Genomic DNA, 16,063 nt, shown 5'->3' with positions numbered 1-16,063 from the left:
CGCTACCGGCCCAGGTGCGCGAGCGCCCACTTCGCGGTGGCGTCGCGCAGCGTCTCCCTGGCGGTGGCGCCGGGGCGGGCCTGTCCGTTCAGCTCCACCACCTCGCGGAAGAGGGACAGCTCCGGTCCGTTGTCCCGCTGCACGACGCCCGCGAAGAGCACCACGTGCGTGCCCTGCGCGCGCGCCAGCCTCGCGAGCGCCACGGGGCCCTTGCCCATGGACGTCTGCCGGTCGAAGCGGCCCTCGCCCGTGAGCACCAGGTCCGCGAGCAGCACGCGCCGCTCCATCCCCAGCGCCCGCGCCACCAGGTCATACCCGGACGTGAGCTTCCCGCCGCCGAGCGCCGCGAGCCCGTAGCCCAGGCCTCCCGCCGCGCCCGCGCCGGGGAGGTTCGCGGCCTCCTCGTCCACGATGCGGCAGAACGTGGCCAGCGCCGTCTCCAGCTCCTCCACCATCGCCGGGTCCGCGCCCTTCTGCGGACCGAAGAGGCGCGCGGAGCCGTCCGCGCCCAAGAGCGGCGTCGTCACGTCCGTGGCGATGAGCAGCTCCACCTGCTCCAGGCGCGGGTGCTTGCCGCTCGCGTCCACGCGCGAGAGCCGGGCGAGGCTCGCGCCTCCCGGCGGCAGCGGCGCCCCATCCGCGTCCAGGAAGCGGAAGCCCAGCGCCTCCAGCGCGCCCTTGCCGCCGTCCGTGGTGGCGCTGCCGCCCAGCCCGACGATGAGCCGCTCGCAGCCCGAGTCCAGCGCCGCGCGCAAAAGCTGCCCCGTGCCGTGCGTGCACGCGGCCCGCGCGTCCCGCTGCTCCGGCGGCACCAGCGCGAGCCCGGAGGCCTGCGCCATCTCCACCACCGCCGTGCGGCCGTCATCCAGCCGCGCCCAGCTGGCCTCCACCGGCGTGCCCATGGGGCCGCGCACGGTGAGCCTGCGGCGCTCGGCGCTCGGCGTGCCCGCGAGCAGCGCGTCCAGCGTGCCCGGACCTCCGTCCGCGAGCGGCGCCACGTCCAGCACCACGTCCAGCGAGGCCTGCCGCAGCCCCTCCGCCATGGCGTCCGCGGCCTCGGCCGCGCTCAAGGTGCCCTTGAACTCCTGGGGCGCAAGCAGCCAACGGGGGGGGATCATGCTCGGGCACCTACGGGCTTGGACCGCGCGGACACGCGGGAACTCCGGTGGGCGCTCCGCCACCGCGTCTGCAGCATGGACTTCATCGTTCCTCCCGGGCCGGGGCGGTACTGACCCCCGCATACCATTCCAGGAGGGGACGTGGCCCCTGCAGTGACGGCATCACGCGTTGTGAAATCCGCTCCAACCGCAGGAGGAGCTTGGACACCTCGTCCGACGGCTGCCGGGCGGGGCCCTGGATGCGCTGACAGAAGAACGTGCGGCACCCGAACGGCCGGTCCGCGTACACGGTGCAGCGCAGGCCCGCGGCGTCCAGGTAGGGGCAGGCGCCGTCGGCGCGGGGGGGCGGAAGGGGCTTGCTGCGCTTGAGCAGCTCCCACTCCGGGAGCCACAGCCAGGGCTGGCGCTTCGTGACGGCCAACTGGCAGCACTCACCGCTCGCCGGGCACGAATACGGGGCATACGCCGCGTCCGCCTGGCGGTAGACGGTGCGCGTCTCCTGGAGGGCGCGCTCCAACGCCCGCGTACCGGACGCGGGGGTCTCGTCGTCTGCGTCGTCCCAATCCCGGCGTGCCATGACTGAACCGTTCCCGCACGTCGGGGTCCGCTGGATGGACCCCTTGGATGGGTCCTACCCTATCTCACAGCATGCGCAGCACGAAACATTTGAGGTAGCGCGTCTCGCGCAGGTTGAGGAGGACGGGGTGGTCGCGGCCGGCGCCCCGGCGCTCGATGATCTGCACCCGGCGCTTCGCGTCCGCCGCCGCGGAGGCGAGCATCTCCTCGAAGGCCTGCTCATCCACGTGGTACGTGCAGCTCGCGGTCACCAGGATGCCGCCGGGGCGCAGGAGCTGGAAGGCGCGCAGGTTGAGCTCCTTGTAGCCGCGCACCGCCGCCGGGATGGCGTCCTTGTTCTTCGCGAAGGAGGGCGGATCAATCACGATGGTGTCGTAGCGCTTGCCCTCGTCCACCGCGTCGCGCAGGAAGTCGAACGCGTTGGCCGTCACGACCTCCAGGTTGGAGAGCTTGTTGGATTGGGCGTTGTCGCGCAGCTGCGCGGAGGCGGACTCCGAAATCTCCACCGCCGTGACGTGCTTCGCGCGCGTGGCCAGCTGGAGCGCGAACCCGCCCACGTAGCTGAAGCAGTCCAGGGCCTCGCCGAAGGCGTACTGCGCCGCCATCACGTGGTTCTCGCGCTGGTCCAGGAACGCGCCCGTCTTCTGCCCCTCCAGGAGGTCCGCGCGCATGCGCACCAGCCCCTCGTCGAAGGGCACGGGGCCCGGCGGCAGCGCGCCGCGCAAGAGGCCCTTCTCCGGGAGGAGGCCCTCCAGGTGGCGCACGCTCACGTCGGAGCGGTTGACGATGCCCTTGGGGTGGAACTGCTCCTCCAGCAGGTCCGCGATGAGCGCCTTGCGCTGCTCCATGGCGGGGACCAGGAACTGCACGCTGAGGTAGTCGCCGTAGCGGTCCACCACGAGCCCGGGCAAGCCGTCCGCCTCGCCGTGCACCAGCCGGTACGTCGTCTCGCCGGGCAGCGCGAGCTTGCGCAGGCTTTCCGCGGACTGGAGGCGCTGGCGGAAGAAGTCCGCGTCCACCGGGACGTCGTCGTTGGTGAGCCAGCGCAGGGAGATCTTGGAGAGCTTCGAATAGAAGGCCTTGCCCAGGAACCAGCCGCGGCCGTCCACCACGCGCACCACTTCACCGCCCTGGAGGCCGGGGTCGCCGTTGAGGTCCGCGCGGTAGATCCACGGCGGGCCCGCGAGCCAGCGGTCGGAGCCGCGGCGCAGGAGCATCACCTGGGGCGTGCCGTCCGGGCCCAGCTCCGGCGACGTGCGGTCCGGGCGGGGCTTCTCTGGACGCTGGCCGTGCTTCTCCGGGCGCTGGCCGGGCTTGCCGCCGCGTCCGGGGGGAGGGGAGCCGGGCCGGCCGGTGCGGGGGGGAGAGGAGGGCTTCATCGAGGCGTCTCGGAGGGAAAGAGGCGGGAGCGACCGCGCGGCGTATACTCGCAACCCGCGTGAGTTACGAGTTGGTCCTTCAGGCGCGAACCCCAGGCGCCCCCTTCGACATGGCACGGGTGGACGCCCTGCTGGCGGCACGCCCGGGGACCGGCCGCCCGGACGGCGTGCGCGAGTGGGACCTGGGGCCAGGCACCGTGGAGGTGCTGCCCCTGCGCGACGGCAAGCGGGTGGTGGGCGCGGAGCTGCGCGTGCCCCTGGTGGACGGTGAGGAGCTCATCCGCGAGGCCCTGACGGAGGCCGCCGGACTGGCCCACAAGGCCCAGCTCCGGCTGTTCGACCCGCAGCTGGGGGAGGTCCTCACGGGCTCCTCCACGGAGCGGGTGGTCGAGCAGTACCTGCGCACGGAGCACTACCGGCGCACCGCGAAGCCCATGGAGATCACCCCCGGCCTGGCGGAGGCGATGGACCGGGCCGAGCGCGTGAACAGACGGGGCCTGGCGTCCGAGCCCATGTCGCTGTCGTCGCGGCTGGTGCTCTTCGCGGTGGGCGGCTTCGCCATCCTCTACTTCGTGATGAGCTTCCTGATGGAGAAGCTCAACGGGGAGTGAGCCGGGGGGCGCCGGAGACCCTGGAGGGTGGGTGCACGGCGAGTCCGGCCGACAATGAGCGCTGGAGTGAATCTGGCGTTAACGTGCCAGCGTGCTCAAGGCCCTCGTCATCGTCTGCATCCTGTTGCCCCTGGCGGAGCTGTACCTGCTGATCACCCTGGGGCACCACATCGGGTTGGGGTCCACGCTCGGGCTGCTGGCGGTCTCCGCCGTCTTGGGGAGCCTCATTGCCCGGAGGCAGGGTGAGAAGGTGTTCCGCAACTGGCGCGAGGCCATGGCCGGTGGTGGCGTGCCCGAGGAGGGCCTGCTCAACGGCGTGCTGGTGATGGTGGGGGGCGCGCTGCTCATCGCGCCGGGGTTCATCTCGGACGTGATGGGGCTCTTGCTGATGGTGCCGCCGGTGCGCCGCGTGGTGACGGCGCGGGTGCGGCGCTCGCTGGAGCAGACGCTGCGGTCGGGCACGGTGCGCTTCACGCAGGTCGGGCCCATTCCGGGCGAGGATCCGTTCCAGGACGCGCGGCGCTTCGACCCGCAGGAGACGGCCGCGAAGGTGGAGCCTTCGGAAGAAGGGCCCACTGCCTTCCGCCGCCCCCGGAGCGAAGGGGGCGAGGTGGACGCGGAGTTCACCAGCGACGAGGAACCCCGGGGCTGACGGGCACGCGCTGGGGCGAGCCGTTCCAGCGCGGTGTCACGGGAGGGGGCATGGGCGCGGGGGCCTTCGGAGAGGCGCCGGGCTCGGGCTCGGGAGACATGCCCAGGGCGATGCGGGCCTCGGTGGCGTAGTGGCCGTTGGGGAACTCGCGGAGGTACTGGCGGAACTCGTCCTCCGCGTCCGCGGGCAGGTGCTGCTTGTTGAAGCATCGGCCGCGCAGGATGCGGGCCTGTTCCCGGTGGCTCGTGCGAGGGCTGGCGGCGGCGATCTCGCTCAGGCCCACGAGGAACTGCCCGCACGTGGTGCCGGCGGTCTGGACCTTGGCGTAGCCGAGGAAGCGCTCATCGGAGTCGTCCGACAGCAGTCCGCCCGGAACGAGCCCGCCCAGCGTCTTGCGCTTGCGCGGCTCCGAGGGCGTGGCCGGAGCCACGGAGGGAGCCTGCACGGTGCCCGGCACCGGCGCGGAGGACGCGAGCGAACCCGCCGAAGCGCCAGGGTAGGGCGCGAAGTCATCGGACGGGGTGGGCTCGCGTGAAGGCACGGCCCGCGGAATCTCCGTGTTGGGAACCTGCGCCTGGGCCAGGGCCTCCCCCTGAGCGGGCACCGAAGGAGCCTGGGCAACGACGGTGCGAGGCGCCTCGGGCGTCTGCTGCGCGACGGCCTCAGACGGCGCGCCGGGAACGGGAGCCTCAGGCGCCTTCTGGGCAACGGCCTGCGACTGCTCGGCGTTGTTCGTCACGGGCGAGGTACCGGAAGCCGGGGCGTTGGGCGTCTTCTGCGCGACGGCCTGCGACTGCTCGGCGTTGTTCGTCACGGGCGAGGTGCCAGGAGCCGGCGCGTTGGGCGCCTTCTGGGCAACGGCCTGCGACTGCGCAGCCTTGTTCTTCACGGACGGGGTGCCAGCCGCGGGCGTGTCACGGTTGGCGACGGACGGGCTCTCTTCGACACGCGACGGTCCGTTCTTCGCGGGCACGACGCTCGCGACGGCAGCGGAAGGCTCCGCGGCTCGCAGGTCCCGGAACGCCTGCCTATCTCCAGCGGAGAGCGCGCGAGGCTTCAACGCTTCACCCGTGCCCGCGAGCTCCACGCGCTCGCCCGCGTCCACGAAGCGCGGAGGCTGTCCCTCCGCGTCCACGCGCACGCGCCCCTCGAGCACCGCCACCGCGGCCCCGGCCGCCGTGCGCTCCACCGAGAACACCGTCCCCACGACGGACACCCGCAGGCCCGCGGACTCCACGAGGAACGCGTCGCGCCGCGCATGCGAGGCATTCACGGACAGCCGTCCCTGCTGGACGGTCAGGTGCACGGCGTTCGACTCCGCGCGGGCGAACACCACGTCCGAGCCCGCCGACAGACGCACGCGGCTCTCATCCGGAAGCCGCAGCACGGCCGACGCCTTCGGAGGCGTCCGCACCGCCATGCCCGAGCGCAGCCGCATCCCGGCCGCCAGCGCATGCTCCACACCCGTGGCCTCGCGCACCACCGCGCCGGTGACGCGCTCCGCCTCCGTGGTGGATGCAGCCTCCGAAAGCGCCGCGACCGCCTCCTGCTTCCCGGGAGCCGAAGGGGATGCCGCTTCCTTCGTGGGGGCCGTGGGCGCGGTCCGCTCGCCAGAAGCTCCAGCGCCCTGGTTCGTCGCGACCGTGGAGTCCGGCCCCTGCGTCGCAGTCCTCCACCGCGCCCCACCCAACCACACCACCAGCGCGACAGCGCAGGCCCCCGCGAGCGTCATCGCCCACGGCGACAGGAACCGCCGCTCGGGCACCGCCATCCGCTTCGCCGCGGCCGCCTTCAGCTTCGCCCCCGTCTCCTCCCACCGCACGGACGGCTCCACCGAGCGCGCCGTGTGCAACAGCGCCCGGGCCTCCACCACGCGCTTCCACTCCACCGAGCACGCGGCGCACTCCGCCAGGTGTGCCTCCACGCGGGCCTTGCCGGTGGCATCCAGCTCCCCGGCGGCCAGCGCCCACAGGGCCTGTGTCTCATGACCGGCCATGGGAACCTCCCACCGGCCGTTCGGCGACCAGACGCTGCATGGCCTCGGTGAACTCCAATCTCGCGTGGTGCAGGCGGCTGCGCACGGTGTTGGGAGAGCTTCCCACGGCGACGGCGATCTCGTCCGGGCTCATGCCGCACAGCTCGGCGTAGACGAAGACGATGCGCTTCTTGGGCTTGAGCTTCTCCAGCGCCGCCTCCACCAACCGGGCCGCCTGACGACGCTCCGCGGCGCGCTCCGGGTCCTCCCCCGTCGCCACCATCTCCGGCGGCTCCGCGAAGGGGTCCTCCGGCCGGCGCCGCTTCCACCTCAGATGGCTGAGCGCCACGTTGGCGCACACCCGGTAGAGGAACGTCTTGAAGCGGGACTCCCCCCGGAAGCCCTTCACCGCCGTCAGCAGCCGCAGGTACGTCTCCTGAAGGAGGTCATCCACCTCCACGCGGTTACCCACCAGGTGGCGCAAGGTCCGCGCCGCGTCCAGCTTCGTGGCCTCGTAGAGCTGCTCGAAGGCGGTCAGGTCCCCCTGCTGGACCCGCTGGACCAGGAGCCGCAGGCGGCCTCGTCCGCGGAAGCCGGCCCACGCGCGTCCACCGCGTCCACGCCGGACTCCGGCGGGACCGTGGCCGTCCACGTGCGCGCTCCTCGGCTGAACACCCGGGCCTCTCCTTCAGGGCGACGATGAAGGACGTCACCCTTTTCCAGGAACGCCCTCCAGTCTGTAGCGGTGGTCCAGACGAGCACACTGCCTCCGTGCCCCTAGGTCTCCGGACCGACAAAAAAAGATCAAAAAGATTTGATCAATCTGGCCGCCTCTTGCGTCGAAGGCTCTCGAAATCGGATGGAGACCCCCCCGGCGGCCGGTCCGGACCCCCATCCCATTCGTTTGGAGCCCCCACTCATGAGGAACATCACGCTTCGCGGCACATTGGTCGTGCCGTTCCTTACGCTGTTAAGCCTGTTGTCGGGTTGTATCCTCGAGACGAATGGCGACGGTTACTGGCCCGACGACGATTACGATTACAGCTACGGCTGCTCCACCACGTCCGACTGCGGCTCGAACCAGTACTGTCACTCCGGTAGCTGCTGGGACCTGACCTCCGACTCCCAGAACTGCGTCTTCTCCAGCGAGTGTCCCGGCACGCAGATGTGTATCAACGGCTGGTGCGCCCAGTCGTGCTACCGCGACTCGGACTGTGGCGCGGGCGCCCGCTGCAAGGACAACTTCTGCACCTCCTCCGGCACGAAGCCGGACGCGGGCACCACGGACGGCGGCACCAAGCCGGACGCCGGCACGAAGCCGGACGCGGGCACCACGGACGGTGGCACCAAGCCGGACGCGGGCACGGACGGCGGCACCAAGCCGGACGCGGGCACCACGGACGGTGGCGCCCCGGTCTGCCGGGTCAATTCTGACTGCGGCACGGACCACTACTGCATCAACGGCCAGTGCCGTCAGCAGTGCGACGACGACGACAAGTGCGGCCCGGGCGGCGTGTGCATCCAGGGCCTGTGCCACAAGCCGCAGACGGACCCGAACGCGTGCACCACGGAGGCCCAGTGCCCCACGGGCCGCGACTGCGTGAACGGCCAGTGCCGCGCCCCGTGCTCCTCCACGACGGAGTGCTCGGCGGACACCAAGTGCGAGGTGGGCTACTGCCTGCCCATCCCGACCGGCGGCGAGTGCAAGGCCAACTGCGAGTGCCCGGCGGGCCAGGTCTGCACCAGCGGCCAGTGCAAGTCGCCGCAGCCGGACCCGGGCCAGGCGTGCCTCGCCAACTGCGACTGCCCCTCCGGCCAGGTGTGCAACGGCGGCTACTGCAAGCAGCCGGTGCCGGACGCGGGCTCGGGCAGCAACATCTCCTGCACGGTGAACTGCGAGTGCCCGTCCGGTGAGGTCTGCACCAGCGGCAAGTGCAAGCTGCCCCCGACGCAGCCGTCGTACGACGCGGGGACGTCCGGCACCGTGTGCCGCGCCAACTGCGAGTGCCCGGCGGGCCAGGTCTGCACCAGCGGCCAGTGCAAGCCGGTGAACCACGGCTCCGGCAAGGTCTGCCAGGCCAACTGCGAGTGCCCGTCCGGCGAGCGCTGCCAGGACAACGTCTGCTGGCTGTAGCCGTCAGCGGCTGAAACTCACCGCGAGGGGGCCACCATGCGCCAGCATCGGTGGATCTCCTTGCGGTGGAAGTCCTCGGGGATGGAGCGGGGGGTGAGCTCCTCCACCTGCGCCATGCCCCGGGTCGCGGAGTCCTTCAGTTCGAAGCCCAGGAAGTTGGTGGAGAAGTAGAGGACGCCTCCGGGGGCCATGAGCGCCCGGAGGTGTTCCAGCATCCGCACGTGGTCGCGCTGCACGTCGAAGGTGCCCGACATCTTCTTCGACGTGGAGAACGACGGCGGGTCGCAGACGATGAGATCGAACCGCTCATCCCCGTGCTTCGCCTGGTCCTCCAGCCACGCCTTCGCGTCCGCGCGGATGAGCACGTGGCGCGGGTCCGCCAGGCCGTTGAGGACCAGGTTGTCCTCCGCCCAGTCCAGGTACGTGTTGGACAGGTCCACGCTCACGCTGCCCGCCGCGCCACCCGCCGCCGCGTACACGGTGAACGCGCCGGTGTACGCGAAGAGGTTGAGGAACTGCTTCCCCCTGGCCTCCGAGCGCACGCGGGCGCGGGTGTTGCGGTGGTCCATGAAGAGGCCGGTGTCCAGGTAGTCGCCCAGGTTCACCCAGAACTTGAGGCCCTGCTCCTCCACCACCAGCCGTTCGCTGCCCTGGCCCACGCGTTGGTACTGCGAGCGGCCCCAGGGCTGGGGCGTGTGCGTCTTCACGGACGTGCGCTCGGGCGGCACGCCCAGCACGGCGGTGACGGCGGCGAGCACCTCGTCGCGCTCCGCGTCCTCGGAGACTCCCTTCGCGCGGGCCTTGCGGCGGGGGAACTCCACGACGTGGGCGTGGTCTCCGTAGAGGTCCACGGCGTAGGGGTACTCGGGGATGTCCCGGTCATAGACGCGGAAGGCGGTGAGCCCCTGCGCGCGGGCCCACTTGCGCAGGCGCTTCGCGTTCTTGCGCAGGCGGTTCTCGAACATGCCCGCGCCCTGCGTCTCCTGGTTGCCTTCGTCCGACATGGCTCCCCTCATATTGCAGGCCGCCCCGGGGGCGGGGGAAAACCAGCCCCCATGAGCGTGCGCGTCGAGAAGAACGGCCTCGTCACCACCGTCATCCTCCACCGGCCGGAGGTCCGCAACGCGGTGGACGCGGACACGGCCCGGGAGCTGGCGGACGCCTTCCGGTCCTTCGACGCGGACCCCGACGCGAAGGTGGGCGTGCTGTACGGCGACGCGGGCACCTTCTGCGCGGGCGCGGACCTGAAGGCCGTGTCGGAAGGGCGCCTGCCGCGGCTGGAGCCGGACGGGGACGGGCCCATGGGGCCTTCGCGCATGCGCCTGTCCAAGCCCGTCGTGGCGGCCATCAGTGGCCACGCGGTGGCGGGTGGCCTGGAGCTGGCGCTGTGGTGCGACCTGCGCGTGGCGGAGGAGGACGCGGTGCTGGGCGTCTTCTGCCGCCGCTGGGGTGTGCCCCTCATCGACGGGGGCACCGTGCGCCTGCCCCGGCTGATTGGCCTGTCGCGCGCGCTGGACCTCATCCTCACCGGCCGCCCCGTGTCGTCGGGTGAGGCGCTGGGCATGGGCCTGGTCAACCGCGTGGTGCCGAAGGGCGAGGCCCGGAGCGCCGCGGAGGCGCTGGCCGCTCAAATCGCCGCCTTCCCCCAGGCCTGCATGAACGCGGACCGGGCCTCCGCCTACGCCCAGGGTGACCTGGCCTTCGAAGACGCGATGCGCCAGGAGTTCGAGGGCGGGGTGAAGGTGCTCCAGTCGGAGTCCATCCCCGGGGCTACGCGCTTCGCGAAGGGTGCGGGCCGGCACGGCCAGTTCGAGTAGAGCCCCGGGAGCGCTGCACGGCCGGTGGGACTGTGTTAGTTCGCGAAGCCATGCGCTTCGACACGCTCGCCATCCACGCCGGCCAGGAGCCGGATCCCACCACCGGCGCCATCATGACGCCCGTGTACCTGACCTCCACCTACGTCCAGGACGGGCCGGGGGAGCACAAGGGCTACGAGTACAGCCGCACGCAGAACCCCACGCGCAAGGCGCTGCAGGACTGCCTGGCCGCGCTGGAAGGCGCGAAGTACGGCGCCGCGTTCGCGTCCGGCCTCGCCGGCACGGACATGCTGATGCACATGCTGGAGGCCGGTGACCACGTCATCGTCTCCGACGACGTGTACGGCGGCACCTTCCGCATCTTCGACAAGGTGTTCAAGCGCTCCGGCCTGAACTTCTCCTTCGTGGACCTCTCCAAGCCGGAGAACTTCGAGGCGGCCATCACCCCGAAGACCAAGATGGTCTGGGTGGAGACGCCGACGAACCCGATGCTCAAGCTCATCGACCTGGCGCGCATCGCCGAGGTCGCCAAGAAGCGCGGCATCCTCTCCGTCGCGGACAACACGTTCATGACGCCGTACTTCCAGAAGCCCCTCAACCTGGGCTTCGACGTCGTGGCGCACTCCACGACGAAGTACCTCAACGGCCACAGCGACGTGGTGGGCGGCTTCGTCTGCACCAGCCGCGACGACATCGCGGAGCGGATGTACTTCCTGCAGAACGCGGTGGGCGGCGTGTCCGGCGCCTTCGACAGCTTCCTCGTGCTGCGCGGCGTGAAGACGCTGCACGTGCGCATGGACCGCCACGCGCAGAACGCGATGAAGGTGGCCCAGTACCTGTCCACGCACAAGCAGGTGAAGAAGGTCACCTACCCGGGCCTGGAGACGCACCCGCAGCACGCGCTCGCGAAGCAGCAGATGACCGGCTTCGGCGGCATGCTGACGTTCGACATCCACGGCGGCCTGGAGGCGGCGCGCACCTTCCTCAAGACGGTGAAGGTCTTCGCCTGCGCCGAGTCCCTGGGCGGCGTCGAGTCCCTCATCGAGCACCCGGCCATCATGACCCACGCCTCCATCCCCCGGGAGACGCGGGAGAAGCTGGGCATCGCGGACGGCTTCATCCGCCTGTCCGTCGGCATCGAGGACGCGCAGGACCTCATCGACGACCTCGCGAACGCGCTCGACCGCGTGAAGTAGTCCCCAGCCGCTCGCTCGCGCTCCTGCCTGCCAGGCCTGCCCTCCGGGGCAGGGGGAATGTTGGTTGGTACACAACGTTTCCGGCGCGATGCGTAACCGACTGCTTGGCCCCACCTGCCTCCTGGGCGCGTGGCTCGCTGCTGGCTGCGAGTCACCGCCCGCTCCCACCGACTCCGACGTTCCTCCGGCCGCGCTGCCGGAGTCGCTCTCCGCGTCCAACTGCAATCAGCTCGTCACCAGGACGGTGACGGCGAGCGGTGACGACGGCAACGTCCCCGCCAACACGCAAGACGACGACCTGGGCACGCGCTGGAGCGCGCAGGGGACGGGCGTCTGGCTCCAGATGGACCTGGGCTCGGCGCAGACGCTCACGGGCACCACCATCGCGTGGCACCGGGGCAACGAGCGCCAGAACCACTTCGTCGTCTCCACCTCCACGGATGGCAGCACCTTCACCCAGGCGTACGCGGGTGACAGCGCGCTCAACACGTCCGCGCAGACGGTGGCGTTCTCCTCGCGCAGCGCGCGCTACGTGCGCATCACCGTCAATGGCAACACGGTGAACGACTGGAACTCCATCGCGGAGGCCCGCGCGTGCGCGGCCAGCGCGCCGCCGTCCTCCTCTGATTCCGGTGCCGCGCTGCCGCGCCTGCCGTACCTGCAGAGCGTGAAGCAGACGTCCGCCATCGTGGCCTTCCGCACCGCCAGCAGCTGCAACCCCACGGTGCGCTACGGCGAGGGCTCGAACCTCACGTCCTCCGTCAGCGCGGGCGTGACCGGCACGCGCCACGCGGTGAAGCTGTCCAACCTGTCCGCGGGCCGCACCTACGGCTACGTGGTGGAGGCCTGCGGCAGCAAGACGGGCCTGCGCGGGTTCCAGACGTCCACGACGTCCTCCGCCACGAAGGCGCACTTCACCGCGATGGGCGACTTCGGCACCGGCGGCAGCATGCAGGCGAAGGTGATGGCGGTGATGAACACGCCGCAGTGGCGCTCGGAGCTGCTGCTGGCCCTGGGGGACAACGCGTACCCGGACGGCACGGACGCGGAGTTCCAGGAGCACCTCTTCAAGCCCATGGCGGGCCTGCTGCGCGAGGTGCCCATGTTCGCCACGCCCGGCAACCACGAGTACGTGACGAACCAGGCGCAGCCCTACCTGGACAACATGTACCTGCCGGCCAACAACCCGCAGGGCACCGAGCGCTACTACTCCTTCGACTGGGGTCCGGTGCACTTCATCTCCCTGGACTCCAACTGCGCGGTGGGCCTGGCGTCCGCGGACCGGTGCACGCTCGCGGCGCAGAAGGCGTGGGCGGAGTCGGACCTGGCCGCGAACACGCGCCCGTGGACGGTGGCCTTCTTCCACCATCCATCGTGGTCCAGCGGTGAGCACGGCTCGCAGCTCACCATGCGCCGCCAGTTCGGCCCGCTGTTCGAGAAGTACGGCGTGGACCTGGTGCTCACCGGCCATGACCACGACTACGAGCGCAGCAAGCCCATGTACGGCGACAACGTGGCCTCCAGCACCCAGCGCGGCATCCCGTACCTCGTGGTGGGCAGCGGCGGCGCCACGCTGCGTCCCTTCCCCTCCAGCCAGCCCGCGTGGACCGCGCTGCGCGACAACCAGGCCTACGGCTTCCTGGACGTGACGGTGGACGGCGGCACGCTCACCGCGCGGTTGATCACCTCCAGCAACACCGTGCGCGACACGCTGACCCTCAAGAAGACGCTGGCCAAGGCTTCGGTCCGCGGCGTCCAGGCCAGCGCGCTGGAGGCGGAGGAGGCCGCGGCGGAGGAGTCGCACGACACGCCGCCGGGTCCCACGGACGACCGCGCGGAGCCGGTGCGGCGAGGCCCCGTGCCGCCCGCGGACACGCCGGAGTCCGTGGCCGACCCCGAAGAGCCGCTTCCGCAGTAGCCGCGAGGCCCGCCGGAGGGTAGGGAAGGGCGGAATGAACCGCCGGCGGGCCCGGCACCCACAGAAGGGACACCATGCGCTACTTCGAGGACTTCCCCGTCGGCGAAATCATGGAGCGGGGGCCGTACGTGGTGACGCGCGAGGAGATCATCGCGTTCGCGCGCCAGTTCGACCCGCAGCCCTTCCACATCGACGAGGACGCCGCCGGCAAGAGCATCTACGGCGGCATCATCGCCAGCGGGTGGCACACCGCCGCCATCTGCCACAAGCTGATGGTGGAGGGCCTGCTGGGCCAGGCCGCCGGCATGGGCTCGCCCGGCCTGGACGAGCTGCGCTGGAAGAAGCCGGTGCGCCCCGGTGACGCGCTGCGGATCCGCATCGAGACGCTGGAGGCGAGGCCCTCCGCGAGCAAGCCGGACCGCGGCGCGCTCAAGCTGCGCCTGGAGGTCGTGAACCAGCACGGCGAGGTGGTGATGACGGAGGTGGCCAACGCCCTCTTCGCCCGCCGCCCGCCGGCGCCCTGACGCTTCATTCCACCTGCACGATGCAGTCCCCCAGCTCCAGCAGCAGGGACTGCCGCATGGGGACGCGCCACGTCTCGCCGGGCGTTGAAGACGTGGTGCCCCCGGCGGTCGTGGTGCCCTCCACCACCGTCACGACGTAGCAGGGGTGGTGGCCACCGCCCACGGTCACCTTCACGTGGTGGGGCGCCACGCCGGGCCGGTCCACGACGACGGTATTGTCGGGGGCGCTCCCCACGGTGAGCCCCGGCCGCCAGACCTCGCGCCGGCCGCCGAGCAGCAGCTCCGCGAGCACCGTCCCGTCCTTCGTCCGCACCGTCACGGGCACCCGGTAGCGCTCCACGCGCCAGTACACGATGGACGGGTGGAACGGCCGCGCGTCTCCCCACGCGAGCGTGCCCACGTCCGCGTCCAGGCGGACCGTCGCGAAGTTCTCCGGCACTCGCAGCCACTCGCGCATGTCCGCGGTGAGGTCGGGGACGCGCGAGAGGTCCCAGTCGAAGAGGCAGGGCTCCAGGCTGGCCTCGCCCTCCATTCCGTCACTGAAGCGGACCCGGACGGTGAAGGACGCGACACAGCGGGCTTCGAGAATCGTGGCGGCCATTTTGAGTTCCTGGGCTGACCTGGGTTACCAATACGCCCCAAAGGAGAAGCCCATGTCCAACACCAATGAGGTCGTTCCTCCTCCGGCGCCCAGCCGGCTGAAGCGTCCCGTGGAAGTGGTGCGCGCGGAGCTGCTGGCGGACGCCGACGTCCAGCAGCAGGCGGAGATGCTGAAGATCCCCGTCGCGCAGTACGTGGAGAAGATCCTCGATTACGCCATCCACCCGGACAAGCCGCCCCAGCTGGAGATCATCCCGGACGAGGAGCTCAAGGCGCGCGACCCGAAGATCCCCACGGTGGAGGAGATCGGCACCCACCTGCAGAAGATCATCGACGGGGAGATCGTCATCAGCCCCGCCCAGCAGCGCGACGGCTTCAGCAGCGACAAGAGCCACGAGCAGCGCTACAGCGCCGCGCTGGGCTCCGCCAGCAAGCCCGGCCAGACCGTGGCGCCCAAGCCCGGGGCCGCCGTGGATCCGGCGGAGGCCAAGAAGGGCCCCATCCGGGGCTGAGCCGTCCCGCCAAGGCCCTGGAATCCCAGGGCTTTGGGGTGGGTCACTCGGATAATCCGGGAACCGGAAACTTCTCCGGCGTCCCTCCGAGAATCCCACTGTCAGTCTCACTTCGAGGGCCCGCGCGGTCCTCCCCGAAAAGGATCAGACCATGGGCGGCATCGGCAAGGCTCTCGGCAAGGTGATGGACATCGTCAAGCCGTTCGTGTCGGCGGTGAACCCGCTGCTCGGCGCGGCGATGGGTTTCGCCAGCGGCCTGATGCAGGGCAAGAACCCCCTCCAGGCGCTGCTGGGCGCGGCCACCGACCTCATCCCGGGCGGCGGCGTGCTCAAGAACGCGCTGGGGACCTTCGCGGGCTCCGGCCTGATGGACGGCGCGGGCGGCAACAGCCTGCTGTCCGGCGCGCTGAACCTGGCGAAGGGCAAGAGCAAGGTCACCGACATCGTGGGCGACCTGTTCAAGGCCACCAAGAGCAACCCGCTCACCAACCTGGGCATGAACAACGCGACCGAGCTCGCCGCCCAGAAGATGTCCACGTTCCTCTCCTAGTCCATGAAGCCCGTCCGCTTCGACCCCAAGGTCCACCACGAGCTGCTCAACCTGTGGCGCAAGCCGTGGGATGAGACGATGACGCCGGACGCGCTGCCGGAGTACGGCTTCGTGGTGCCGGACAAGGCGGCGGGCTTCCTGTACCGCACGGACAGCTCGGTGGCGTTGATTGAAGGCATCATTGCCGCGCCCGGGCTGACCAAGGAGGACCGCAACGAAGCGGTCAACGCCATCGTCGCCGCCGTCCGCGACGAGGCCCGCAGGCAGGGCTTCAAGCTGCTCCTGGGCTACTCGCAGCTGGACGCCATCAAGAACCGCGCGGAGCGCTTCGGCTTCATGCACGTGGGGCCGGGCTACCACATGGTGGCCCTGGACCTGACGAAGCCGGACCCCGAAGGGCTCTGAAGCGACACGCAGTACCGCTCTGGAAACACGACGGGCCCGAAGGGAGGATGTCCTCCTCCTTCCGGGCCCGCGGTGTTTCAGGCGCTCGCGCCCGCG

17 protein-coding genes are annotated in these 16,063 nt (G+C 70.9%); 10 read left to right on the top strand and 7 right to left on the bottom strand.

Annotated elements, in window-relative coordinates; all coding sequences use genetic code 11:
* Nucleotides 1-2: 2 nt before the first annotated feature.
* The 3 genes from ACX114_RS30285 to ACX114_RS30275 all read right to left on the bottom strand — a co-directional run bounded on the left by ACX114_RS30285 (nt 3) and on the right by ACX114_RS30275 (nt 3,073).
* Nucleotides 3-1,118 carry a glycerate kinase gene (locus ACX114_RS30285; protein ID WP_459290267.1) on the bottom strand — a complete coding sequence of 372 codons (1,116 nt, stop codon included), beginning with the start codon at nt 1,116-1,118 and terminating at the stop codon, nt 3-5.
* Nucleotides 1,119-1,200: 82 nt separating this feature from the next.
* Nucleotides 1,201-1,695 (bottom strand): YkgJ family cysteine cluster protein, encoded by a 495-nt coding sequence (locus tag ACX114_RS30280; protein ID WP_459290265.1) that lies wholly within the window; start codon nt 1,693-1,695, stop codon nt 1,201-1,203.
* A gap of 64 nt (nt 1,696-1,759) precedes the next feature.
* Nucleotides 1,760-3,073 carry a class I SAM-dependent rRNA methyltransferase gene (locus tag ACX114_RS30275; protein ID WP_459290263.1) on the bottom strand — a complete coding sequence of 438 codons (1,314 nt, stop codon included), beginning with the start codon at nt 3,071-3,073 and terminating at the stop codon, nt 1,760-1,762.
* A 110-nt stretch (nt 3,074-3,183) separates the two neighbouring features.
* On the opposite strand from ACX114_RS30275, the gene ACX114_RS30270 reads away from it, so the two are divergent.
* Both ACX114_RS30270 and ACX114_RS30265 read left to right on the top strand, forming a co-directional pair.
* Nucleotides 3,184-3,684 (top strand): hypothetical protein, encoded by a 501-nt coding sequence (locus ACX114_RS30270; protein ID WP_459290261.1) that lies wholly within the window; start codon nt 3,184-3,186, stop codon nt 3,682-3,684.
* 91 nt (nt 3,685-3,775) lie between these two features.
* Entirely contained in the window at nt 3,776-4,336 is a 561-nt protein-coding gene (locus tag ACX114_RS30265) for an FxsA family protein (RefSeq protein WP_459290259.1), read from the top strand.
* Here the strand turns inward: ACX114_RS30265 and ACX114_RS30260 are convergent.
* Both ACX114_RS30260 and ACX114_RS30255 read right to left on the bottom strand, forming a co-directional pair.
* On the bottom strand, nt 4,308-6,332 hold the full coding sequence (locus ACX114_RS30260) for a FecR domain-containing protein (RefSeq protein ID WP_459290257.1): 2,025 nt from the start codon (nt 6,330-6,332) through the stop codon (nt 4,308-4,310). The two genes, ACX114_RS30265 and ACX114_RS30260, sit on opposite strands and share 29 nt — an antisense overlap.
* Nucleotides 6,319-6,963 (bottom strand): RNA polymerase sigma factor, encoded by a 645-nt coding sequence (locus ACX114_RS30255; protein ID WP_459290255.1) that lies wholly within the window; start codon nt 6,961-6,963, stop codon nt 6,319-6,321. The genes ACX114_RS30260 and ACX114_RS30255 overlap by 14 nt, the downstream gene beginning before the upstream one ends.
* A gap of 267 nt (nt 6,964-7,230) precedes the next feature.
* Between ACX114_RS30255 and ACX114_RS30250 the strand changes: the two genes are divergently transcribed.
* Complete coding sequence (locus ACX114_RS30250) at nt 7,231-8,445, top strand: hypothetical protein (protein WP_459290253.1); 1,215 nt, start codon at nt 7,231-7,233, stop codon at nt 8,443-8,445.
* Nucleotides 8,446-8,462: 17 nt separating this feature from the next.
* Here the strand turns inward: ACX114_RS30250 and ACX114_RS30245 are convergent, their stop codons facing one another.
* Entirely contained in the window at nt 8,463-9,449 is a 987-nt protein-coding gene (locus tag ACX114_RS30245; RefSeq protein ID WP_459290251.1) for a class I SAM-dependent methyltransferase, read from the bottom strand.
* 51 nt (nt 9,450-9,500) lie between these two features.
* Here ACX114_RS30245 and ACX114_RS30240 point away from each other — a divergent pair, with 51 nt between their 5' ends.
* The 4 genes from ACX114_RS30240 to ACX114_RS30225 all read left to right on the top strand — a co-directional run bounded on the left by ACX114_RS30240 (nt 9,501) and on the right by ACX114_RS30225 (nt 13,900).
* Nucleotides 9,501-10,262, top strand: coding sequence for a crotonase/enoyl-CoA hydratase family protein (locus tag ACX114_RS30240; RefSeq protein WP_459290249.1), 762 nt, complete (start codon nt 9,501-9,503; stop codon nt 10,260-10,262).
* Between the two features lie 50 nt (nt 10,263-10,312).
* Nucleotides 10,313-11,458, top strand: a complete 1,146-nt coding sequence (locus tag ACX114_RS30235; RefSeq protein WP_459290247.1) for a cystathionine gamma-synthase — start codon at nt 10,313-10,315, stop codon at nt 11,456-11,458.
* An 88-nt stretch (nt 11,459-11,546) separates the two neighbouring features.
* Complete coding sequence (locus ACX114_RS30230) at nt 11,547-13,376, top strand: discoidin domain-containing protein (protein WP_459290245.1); 1,830 nt, start codon at nt 11,547-11,549, stop codon at nt 13,374-13,376.
* A gap of 74 nt (nt 13,377-13,450) precedes the next feature.
* Entirely contained in the window at nt 13,451-13,900 is a 450-nt protein-coding gene (locus tag ACX114_RS30225) for a MaoC family dehydratase (RefSeq protein WP_459290243.1), read from the top strand.
* A 4-nt stretch (nt 13,901-13,904) separates the two neighbouring features.
* Here the strand turns inward: ACX114_RS30225 and ACX114_RS30220 are convergent, their stop codons facing one another.
* Nucleotides 13,905-14,501 carry an FHA domain-containing protein gene (locus ACX114_RS30220; RefSeq protein ID WP_459290241.1) on the bottom strand — a complete coding sequence of 199 codons (597 nt, stop codon included), beginning with the start codon at nt 14,499-14,501 and terminating at the stop codon, nt 13,905-13,907.
* Nucleotides 14,502-14,553: 52 nt separating this feature from the next.
* Here ACX114_RS30220 and ACX114_RS30215 point away from each other — a divergent pair, with 52 nt between their 5' ends.
* The 3 genes from ACX114_RS30215 to ACX114_RS30205 all read left to right on the top strand — a co-directional run bounded on the left by ACX114_RS30215 (nt 14,554) and on the right by ACX114_RS30205 (nt 15,967).
* On the top strand, nt 14,554-15,012 hold the full coding sequence (locus ACX114_RS30215; protein WP_459290239.1) for a hypothetical protein: 459 nt from the start codon (nt 14,554-14,556) through the stop codon (nt 15,010-15,012).
* 151 nt (nt 15,013-15,163) lie between these two features.
* Complete coding sequence (locus ACX114_RS30210; RefSeq protein WP_206790495.1) at nt 15,164-15,562, top strand: hypothetical protein; 399 nt, start codon at nt 15,164-15,166, stop codon at nt 15,560-15,562.
* A gap of 3 nt (nt 15,563-15,565) precedes the next feature.
* Nucleotides 15,566-15,967: a hypothetical protein gene (locus tag ACX114_RS30205; protein WP_459290237.1), complete on the top strand. Its 402-nt coding sequence runs from the start codon at nt 15,566-15,568 to the stop codon at nt 15,965-15,967.
* The last annotated feature ends 96 nt before the right edge of the window (nt 15,968-16,063 follow it).

This window comes from Corallococcus sp. M7 (assembly GCF_054512695.1).
This window is presented reverse-complemented; position numbering and strand designations above follow the sequence as displayed.

Coding starts and splice junctions, on each gene's coding strand:
- ACX114_RS30285 (WP_459290267.1), bottom strand. CDS start 1,118: ATGATCCCCCCCCGTTGGCTGCTTGCGCCCCAGGAGTTCAAGGGCACC.
- ACX114_RS30280 (WP_459290265.1), bottom strand. CDS start 1,695: ATGGCACGCCGGGATTGGGACGACGCAGACGACGAGACCCCCGCGTCC.
- ACX114_RS30275 (WP_459290263.1), bottom strand. CDS start 3,073: ATGAAGCCCTCCTCTCCCCCCCGCACCGGCCGGCCCGGCTCCCCTCCC.
- ACX114_RS30270 (WP_459290261.1), top strand. CDS start 3,184: ATGGCACGGGTGGACGCCCTGCTGGCGGCACGCCCGGGGACCGGCCGC.
- ACX114_RS30260 (WP_459290257.1), bottom strand. CDS start 6,332: ATGGCCGGTCATGAGACACAGGCCCTGTGGGCGCTGGCCGCCGGGGAG.
- ACX114_RS30250 (WP_459290253.1), top strand. CDS start 7,231: ATGAGGAACATCACGCTTCGCGGCACATTGGTCGTGCCGTTCCTTACG.
- ACX114_RS30245 (WP_459290251.1), bottom strand. CDS start 9,449: ATGTCGGACGAAGGCAACCAGGAGACGCAGGGCGCGGGCATGTTCGAG.
- ACX114_RS30240 (WP_459290249.1), top strand. CDS start 9,501: ATGAGCGTGCGCGTCGAGAAGAACGGCCTCGTCACCACCGTCATCCTC.
- ACX114_RS30235 (WP_459290247.1), top strand. CDS start 10,313: ATGCGCTTCGACACGCTCGCCATCCACGCCGGCCAGGAGCCGGATCCC.
- ACX114_RS30230 (WP_459290245.1), top strand. CDS start 11,547: ATGCGTAACCGACTGCTTGGCCCCACCTGCCTCCTGGGCGCGTGGCTC.
- ACX114_RS30225 (WP_459290243.1), top strand. CDS start 13,451: ATGCGCTACTTCGAGGACTTCCCCGTCGGCGAAATCATGGAGCGGGGG.
- ACX114_RS30220 (WP_459290241.1), bottom strand. CDS start 14,501: ATGGCCGCCACGATTCTCGAAGCCCGCTGTGTCGCGTCCTTCACCGTC.
- ACX114_RS30215 (WP_459290239.1), top strand. CDS start 14,554: ATGTCCAACACCAATGAGGTCGTTCCTCCTCCGGCGCCCAGCCGGCTG.
- ACX114_RS30210 (WP_206790495.1), top strand. CDS start 15,164: ATGGGCGGCATCGGCAAGGCTCTCGGCAAGGTGATGGACATCGTCAAG.
- ACX114_RS30205 (WP_459290237.1), top strand. CDS start 15,566: ATGAAGCCCGTCCGCTTCGACCCCAAGGTCCACCACGAGCTGCTCAAC.